The organism is Candidatus Desulfolinea nitratireducens (assembly GCF_982879505.1).
Genome location: NZ_CEYOSI010000023.1, coordinates 18,601 through 25,280, shown reverse-complemented (window position 1 = coordinate 25,280; position 6,680 = coordinate 18,601). Strand labels below are relative to the sequence as shown.

Annotated in this window: 8 protein-coding genes; 5 read left to right on the top strand and 3 right to left on the bottom strand. The window is 46.5% G+C overall.

Going from position 1 to position 6,680, the window contains the following annotated elements:
- The coding region (locus tag AC3DOM_RS03610) for a hydantoinase/oxoprolinase N-terminal domain-containing protein (protein WP_487917659.1) at positions 1-729 on the bottom strand (729 nt) is incomplete at its 3' end.
- Between the two features lie 111 nt (positions 730-840).
- Between AC3DOM_RS03610 and AC3DOM_RS03605 the strand changes: the two genes are divergently transcribed.
- Positions 841-2,091: an allantoate amidohydrolase gene (locus AC3DOM_RS03605; RefSeq protein ID WP_487917658.1), complete on the top strand. Its 1,251-nt coding sequence runs from the start codon at positions 841-843 to the stop codon at positions 2,089-2,091.
- A 193-nt stretch (positions 2,092-2,284) separates the two neighbouring features.
- Positions 2,285-3,232 carry an agmatinase gene (gene speB, locus AC3DOM_RS03600; RefSeq protein ID WP_487917657.1) on the top strand — a complete coding sequence of 316 codons (948 nt, stop codon included), beginning with the start codon at positions 2,285-2,287 and terminating at the stop codon, positions 3,230-3,232.
- A 23-nt stretch (positions 3,233-3,255) separates the two neighbouring features.
- Here speB and AC3DOM_RS03595 read toward each other — a convergent pair whose 3' ends face one another.
- Complete coding sequence (locus AC3DOM_RS03595; protein ID WP_487917656.1) at positions 3,256-3,780, bottom strand: methylated-DNA--[protein]-cysteine S-methyltransferase; 525 nt, start codon at positions 3,778-3,780, stop codon at positions 3,256-3,258.
- 298 nt (positions 3,781-4,078) lie between these two features.
- Here AC3DOM_RS03595 and AC3DOM_RS03590 point away from each other — a divergent pair, with 298 nt between their 5' ends.
- Positions 4,079-5,065, top strand: a complete 987-nt coding sequence (locus AC3DOM_RS03590) for a prephenate dehydrogenase (RefSeq protein ID WP_487917655.1) — start codon at positions 4,079-4,081, stop codon at positions 5,063-5,065.
- Positions 5,065-5,310, top strand: coding sequence for a GIY-YIG nuclease family protein (locus tag AC3DOM_RS03585; RefSeq protein WP_487917654.1), 246 nt, complete (start codon positions 5,065-5,067; stop codon positions 5,308-5,310). Before AC3DOM_RS03590 ends, AC3DOM_RS03585 begins: the two co-directional genes overlap by 1 nt.
- 88 nt (positions 5,311-5,398) lie before the next feature.
- Here AC3DOM_RS03585 and AC3DOM_RS03580 read toward each other — a convergent pair whose 3' ends face one another.
- Positions 5,399-5,950, bottom strand: a complete 552-nt coding sequence (locus AC3DOM_RS03580) for a phosphoribosyltransferase family protein (RefSeq protein WP_487917653.1) — start codon at positions 5,948-5,950, stop codon at positions 5,399-5,401.
- A gap of 521 nt (positions 5,951-6,471) precedes the next feature.
- Between AC3DOM_RS03580 and AC3DOM_RS03575 the strand changes: the two genes are divergently transcribed.
- Positions 6,472-6,680, top strand: a 209-nt coding sequence (locus AC3DOM_RS03575; RefSeq protein ID WP_487917652.1) for a helix-turn-helix domain-containing protein, incomplete at its 3' end; no start/stop codon positions are given.

The window sequence follows — 6,680 nt, the reverse complement described above, 5'->3', positions numbered from 1 at the left end:
GCCGCCGTTGCTTGTCATCAAAGTCAGTTTTAGACCGGGCCATCGAGAATCCAGCTCTCGAGCCAGGTTTGAAAGATATTGAGCAGCTTGGGGGGCGACACGAGCGTTCCAGGTTGTGGTCAGGAAGCGTTCATATTCACGAAAACGCGGAGAAATTTCATTGGAGGTGCATACAAACGCGTCGGGGGCTTCTTCTTTTACCCATTCTTCTACTATTCTCTCATTTTCAGGATATTGGTAAGAATGTAGAAAACCAATTGCAATTGCCTCCACACCCATAGTATTTAATTTACGTGCTGCGCTGCGTACTTTGGATTCATCCAAAGGTGTGACCACATTTCCTTGTGCATCAACGCGTTCAGGAACTGTTAGACGCCATTTTCTTGGCACAGGGGGGTGATGCTGGTGAGGAATTTCTTGTTTAATTGCATAGGTTAGTGGGCGTTCATGTCGACCGATATGTAGAATGTCGCGCATTCCCTGCCCGGTGATAAAGCCTGTATCGGCCCCTTTTCTTTCCAGTAGCATGTTGGTGACCAAAGTGGTCCCATGCAAAAATCGTTCGGGTGTTTCCTGTAAATTTAGCGCTTCTACAGCGGCCAATACGGCTTCCCCCGGATTTGTAGGATTGGAAGGAACTTTTGCAGTGGTGATGCCCCTGGCTGAGATAGCGATTGCATCAGTAAATGTTCCCCCAATATCGATCCCAATTCGTAAACCTGTTTTCATTTGCACATCCTTGTTTTCTCGATAAACTGTTGGCGACCTTTAAATAAATAGCTTCAATAGGAAAAGAGTTCCAAATATCACTTCTCTTAGTAGAACTATTATAATATTGCTATGGTAAATAATAACATTCAAATAGACGAAGAACGATTTAGAAAAGAATTTGACTTGCTTTCACAAATTGGGGCAACAGATGAGGGGGGAGTTCATCGCCCTACATTTAGTAATGCGCATTTGGAAGCCAGATCATGGATAAGGGATAAAGCTCTGGATGCTGGTCTGGGATTCAAAGTCGATCAAGCAGGAAATCATTCACTGATATTACCCTGCTCATATCATGACAGGCCATCACTCATCATTGGGTCTCACCTCGATTCTGTTCCTAATGGTGGGCGTTTTGATGGAGCCCTTGGTGTTTTTGCTGGGTTGGAGGTTCTGAGAAGAATTAAGGAGGAAGGGATTAACCTCCCAATTAATTTGGAAGTAATTGATTTCACTGATGAGGAGGGATCCCTGGTTAGTTTCCTGGGAAGCTATGCGTTAACAGGGAAATTGACCGATAAGGAACTTGAAAATCCCAGGGGAGGGCGCACTGCCCTGGTGGATGGACTGGAAAGAGCAGGGCTAAAAGAAAGCAAAATATTAAATGCAAAGCGGGACTTGCAGAAAATAGCCGGATATCTCGAATTGCATGTTGAGCAAAGTTCAAAATTGGAAAAAGCCAATAAGGATGTTGGCCTTGTGAGCAGTATTGCAGGGATTGTATTTTATAACATAACCTTTCTTGGGAAGGAAGATCATGCCGCCACGGCACCAATGGACTCTCGCAGGGACGCTGGCATAGGAGCAAGTGCATTTTCACTGGCGGCTCGCCAAATGGTTATTGAACAGTTCCCAACCTGTTATGTGAATATTGGTAATATGCGATATGAACCAGGCAGCTTCAATATTATTCCTGGAAAAGCAAAATTGTCTCTGGAGTTTAGAGCTCCGAAAGCCAAGGTAATGGATAAGTTGGACGAAGAGCTATTGGAAAGGGCAAAGCAGATTGCCGCACAATATGGGCTTGGCATTGAAATAGATTTTCTTGGTGAACGGCAGCCGGCGTTGATGAGTGTTGGAATGCAGGAAATAATAGAAAAAAGTGCAAATACTTTAGGGTTGAGTTCTCTGACATTAGCATCGGGTCCAGGCCATGATGCTCAAAGCTTTGCAGGCATTTGTCCTGTCGGAATGATTTTCATTCCATCAAAAGATGGGATCAGTCACTCGCCACATGAATACACTGACTGGGAAGATTGCGTGAATGGAGCAAATCTTTTGTTACATTCCACACTCCTGTTTTTAGAGAACTTTTATTCATGATTGTCCGGCAGCGCCTGAACTTGTTGGAAGATTGGCGTGCCTCATGGCCGTTTTTGTATGCCCACCAAGATCTTTCAACAAAATAGTGACTTCGGTCTTATTCGGCAATAAAGCGCCTTATTTTTAGCCTATAATCATTGCAAGTCCTTCGAAAAAAAGCGCTTCTATGAAATTAACAACATGAGGAATATTTATGCAAACAAATAACCCCAATCCTGCCTTTGGTGCTGATCTTGAGCCTTTTCACGGCATCCCCTCATTTTTGCGCCTGCCAGCCACTCGCGAACTGGATGGTGTCGATGTTGCCGTTGTCGGGATTCCCTTTGACAGTGGCACATCCTATCGAAGCGGAACCCGCTTTGGGCCAAGGAAGATTCGCGAGTCCTCGCTTATGATCTGGGGCTTCAATCGTGCGCTGAATATCGCTCCAACCAAAGAACTTAAGATCGTGGATTATGGCGATATAGGTGTGATTCCCGTCGATATCAGAGCAACAATGAAAAATATCACCAAAGATACAAAAACCATCCTTGACCAGGATGTGAAGGTTCTTGCCCTCGGGGGCGATCACTCGATCAGCCTGCCCTTACTCCGCGCCCATGCCGCAAAATATGGTGAGCTGGCTGTCGTCCATTTTGATTCTCATCCTGATACATGGGATGAAGAATATGAGGATCAACCTTATAGCCACGGCACACCTTATCTTAGGGCAATAGAAGAAAAACTAATCGACCCGAATGCCTATATTCAGGTTGGTATTCGTGGTCCAATCAGTGAATCCACTGATATCACAGAGCCAGAAGAGATGGGGGTGAAAATACAAACCATAGAAAAGGTCTTGGATGGAGGCATTCCCTCGACGATTGAGGAAATCCACAAGACGATTGGGGACCGCCCTGTTTATGTCTCGCTGGATATCGATGCCGTTGACCCTGCATTTGCCCCCGGGACCGGGACACCAGAGGTGGGAGGTTTGTCGAGTTACCAAATTTTACAATTGGTTCGTGGATTGGAGGGGCTCAATATAGTTGGATTTGATCTGGTAGAAGTCAGCCCGCCCTATGACCATTCCGAGATCACTTCGATCCTGGCCGCTAACCTTGCTTTTGAATTTCTTTCACTATTGGCGCTGATGAAATAAGTGGTTGGGGTTTGAGGCTGCCTCTACGCCAGCACCGCCCCCTCCATTTGCAGCAGCCATTTTTTGATCTTCAAGCCACCGCCATATCCCCGAAGTTTTCCTTTAGATCCCAGCACGCGATGACAGGGGATCACCAGCGGCATGGGATTGGTCGCCTCAGCACGTCCCACTGCCCGGGCTGCACCCGGACGCCCGATTTGGCGGGCAAGATTACCGTATGTTGAGGTTTGTCCATAGGGGATGGCGAAAGTTGCCAGAAGGGCCTCACGCTGGAAGGGGCGCATCAGGGACCAATCAATCGGGATGGTGAATTGACGGCGTGTCCCATCCAGATATTCGTGTAACTGGTTGGCCGCGTGAGCCAAGCGGCGCGAATCTTCTTCAGCAGGTGATTTCAAGCGACGGGTGATATAGTCCAGTAATTCAGACCGCCTGGAATCCCACTCAACGGCGACCAGACCCCGATCAGAGCAGGCAAGCCAGATCTCGCCTATGGGAGTATCCTGCACTTTGCTGAAATAAATCGTGGTTGAGGGGCTGCGTTTCATGATCACCTCCAAATTCTTTGCTCTATTGTAGCGTTTACCCTCCATTAAATGCAAGTTTGGTTCATCAAATATGGACAAAATAGGTTTTTTCCTTACATATTTGATAACTAGGGGGCAGCCGTAGGGTAATCGTAGGACAAGCGTCAAGTAGCCCTGATTTGCCTATGTTAATATAAAGCATAAGTGATTTCTCTTCTCCTCCTTTCAAAAGAGAACCAGGGTCGGCGTCCCTGGTTCTCTCGATTCTAGGACAAGTAGCGGGGTATAATGCAGGAAAAAATCAACCAGAAGGATAAAGATGAGTATACAAATTAGCATCATTGGCTTGGGGCAGATTGGGGCCTCTATTGGCTTGGCCCTTGCAGATCATAATAAAAATATTGTCCGCGTTGGTCACGATAAAGACTCGGCTACTGCCAGAGCTGCAAAAAAGCTTGGCGCTGTGGACGAAATCAAGCGGAACCTGCCTAACTCAGTTAGAGAGGCAGATATTATTGTATTGAGTTTGCCCCTCAGTGAAATCAAAGATACCCTGGGTTATATCGTGCAGGATTTGAAAGAGGATGCTGTGATTTTAGATACAGCACCAGTTAAGAAAGCCGTTCAGATGTGGATGCAGGAACTGCTTCCTGCGGGGCGCTCATATATTGGGCTTGTCCCCGTTATAAATCCCGAATATCTGCACGAGAAAGAGTTCGGCGTTAACGCGGCTCGGGCAGACCTATTCCAAAACGGAGTGACGATGATCGCAGCCCCCCCCAATACTTCGGGGGAAACTGTCCAGCTGGCTGCTGATCTGGCGCAGCTCCTTGGCTCACAGCCTCTGTTTTCTGATATCACAGAAATAGATGGGTTGATGTCATCTATCCATCTTCTTCCACAACTGACGGCAGCCGCTCTACTCAATGCAACGGTAGATCATCCGGGCTGGAATGAAGCGCGCAAACTCGCCGGCCGCCCATATGCCGAAACAACGAGAGCAAGCCTCCATCCTGAGAGTGCCAGGTCTCTTTCCGATGCTGCTCTGTTGAATGGCGAAAACACCGTTCGCGTTCTGGACGGAATGATCGCATCCCTCCAAACCTTGAAAGAAAGTATCTCGGCTGAAGATAAAGATGCGCTGGATGAGCAGCTCACCAGTGCTGAAGAGGGAGGCCTGAACTGGCTGGATGAGCGTCTAAAGGCTGGTTGGTTATTTAAAGATGATAAGGGCGGTCCCTCTATCAATGTGGCCGGAATTTCTGAACGCTTATTTGGCATTCGTCAGAAAAAACCGCGTAGCTAATGCCCTTTTTTTGCTATCTTCTTGAGTGCGCTGACGGAACTTATTACACTGGCTGGACGACTGATCCCACCCGACGAGAGAAAGAGCATAACGCAGGGAGAGGCGCTAAATATACCCGCTCACGTAGACCGGTAAAGTTGATTTATCTGGAAGAGCAACCTGATAGAAGTAGCGCATTAAAAAGAGAGAGGGCCATCAAAAACTTCTCCAGAAAACGAAAAGAAAAATTGGTCAAGAAAATCTAAAGGCGATTCCTCTTGTTGTCCTTTGGAACAGCAAACTTCCGAAGTCTTTTAGACTTCGGAAGTTTTTGCTTTTCATTAGTTTGAGCGATTAATCTGAAAATAAAGGAATATGCCCCAGAGCAACGATATTCTCCCATTTTGCACGGTCGCCTTCGGTCAGGATGGCTGCCTCAGCCTCGATTGCCGCGCCGGCTTTTTCCATCAGGATGCGCATGCCCTGCAATGTGGAACCGGTGCTGATCACATCGTCTACAAGAATGACTTTCTTGCCTTTGAGCAAAGCATGGTCTTTTTCGTCGAGGATCAGCGTTTGCGGCTCACCGGTAGTGATCGAGAGTGTCTCGGCGCTTATCACTTCACCCATATAGGGTTTATACGATTTGCGAAGAACTACGTAGGGTTTTCCGGTGACGACAGAAAGCGCATATACCAATGGGATTGATTTTGCTTCGGCAGTGATGAGAACATCATAGTTAATCGATTTAAGTTTTTTCCCAAGCGCTTTTGCGCAATTTTCTACCAACTCTGTATCACCAAGGATATTAAGAATCGCAATTCGCAAACCAGGTTTGATTTCAAAGAGAGGTAACTCTCGCTTTAGGCCGGCAATTTTGATCGGGTGGGAATTTTTGGATGTCATGGATTTTCTCCAATAAGAATTTTACCGGGGGAAGTTTATCATGAATTTGAATTTTTGCCGTGATTGAAAAACCAGGGAGTGGCTATTTTCGTGTGTAATTAAAATAATGATCTGCTCTGGCTGGATTTGTAATCCAGCGTTTTTCCTGTGTAAGCAGGGATTACAAATCCCCGCAGAGCCATAGGATTGCCACTTTGATACACACCTGTTTAGCCACTCCCAAAACCATTTTTAACGGTTTAGGTTAATTCATATCTCCCCTTGTCCACATTTTGGAGACGCCCCTCTGGTAGGATGTTTTTATTGGAAACCTACCAGACGTGGTTGCAAGCAGGGACCCCGCGTAATTCAAAGATCGGCAGTGGCCAGGGAGAGAAAGCTACTGCCGATTTTTGAATTTTTAATATAAACGATTCATAAACTTACGAAAACCTGTGTTGACCAGATAAGGCCTCCTTGATAAAGTTGGCCTTACTTAAGTTTACGTAGAATTACGGAGATTTTCACTTAGTGGCATTTTTATGAATAAACGCAATTTAAGCGATTGGCTTTCTCTGAGCGACGTTGCAGATATGCTTGGAGTACACCCCAGTACGGTGCGAGCATGGTCTGATCAGGGAGTTTTACCCGTTTATCGTACACAAGGCGGACATCGCCGTTATCTGCTGAATGAGATTGATTTATGGATGCAAACCTCGCGCGAGATAAAAGGGGTAGATCCTGAGTACGC

What these genes read in the sequence shown, in the direction of transcription:
- AC3DOM_RS03595 (WP_487917656.1), bottom strand. Translation starts at nt 3,780, where the DNA reads ATGAAACGCAGCCCCTCAACCACGATTTATTTCAGCAAAGTGCAGGAT.
- AC3DOM_RS03605 (WP_487917658.1), top strand. Translation starts at nt 841, where the DNA reads ATGGTAAATAATAACATTCAAATAGACGAAGAACGATTTAGAAAAGAA.
- AC3DOM_RS03590 (WP_487917655.1), top strand. Translation starts at nt 4,079, where the DNA reads ATGAGTATACAAATTAGCATCATTGGCTTGGGGCAGATTGGGGCCTCT.
- AC3DOM_RS03585 (WP_487917654.1), top strand. Translation starts at nt 5,065, where the DNA reads ATGCCCTTTTTTTGCTATCTTCTTGAGTGCGCTGACGGAACTTATTAC.
- AC3DOM_RS03580 (WP_487917653.1), bottom strand. Translation starts at nt 5,950, where the DNA reads ATGACATCCAAAAATTCCCACCCGATCAAAATTGCCGGCCTAAAGCGA.
- speB (WP_487917657.1), top strand. Translation starts at nt 2,285, where the DNA reads ATGCAAACAAATAACCCCAATCCTGCCTTTGGTGCTGATCTTGAGCCT.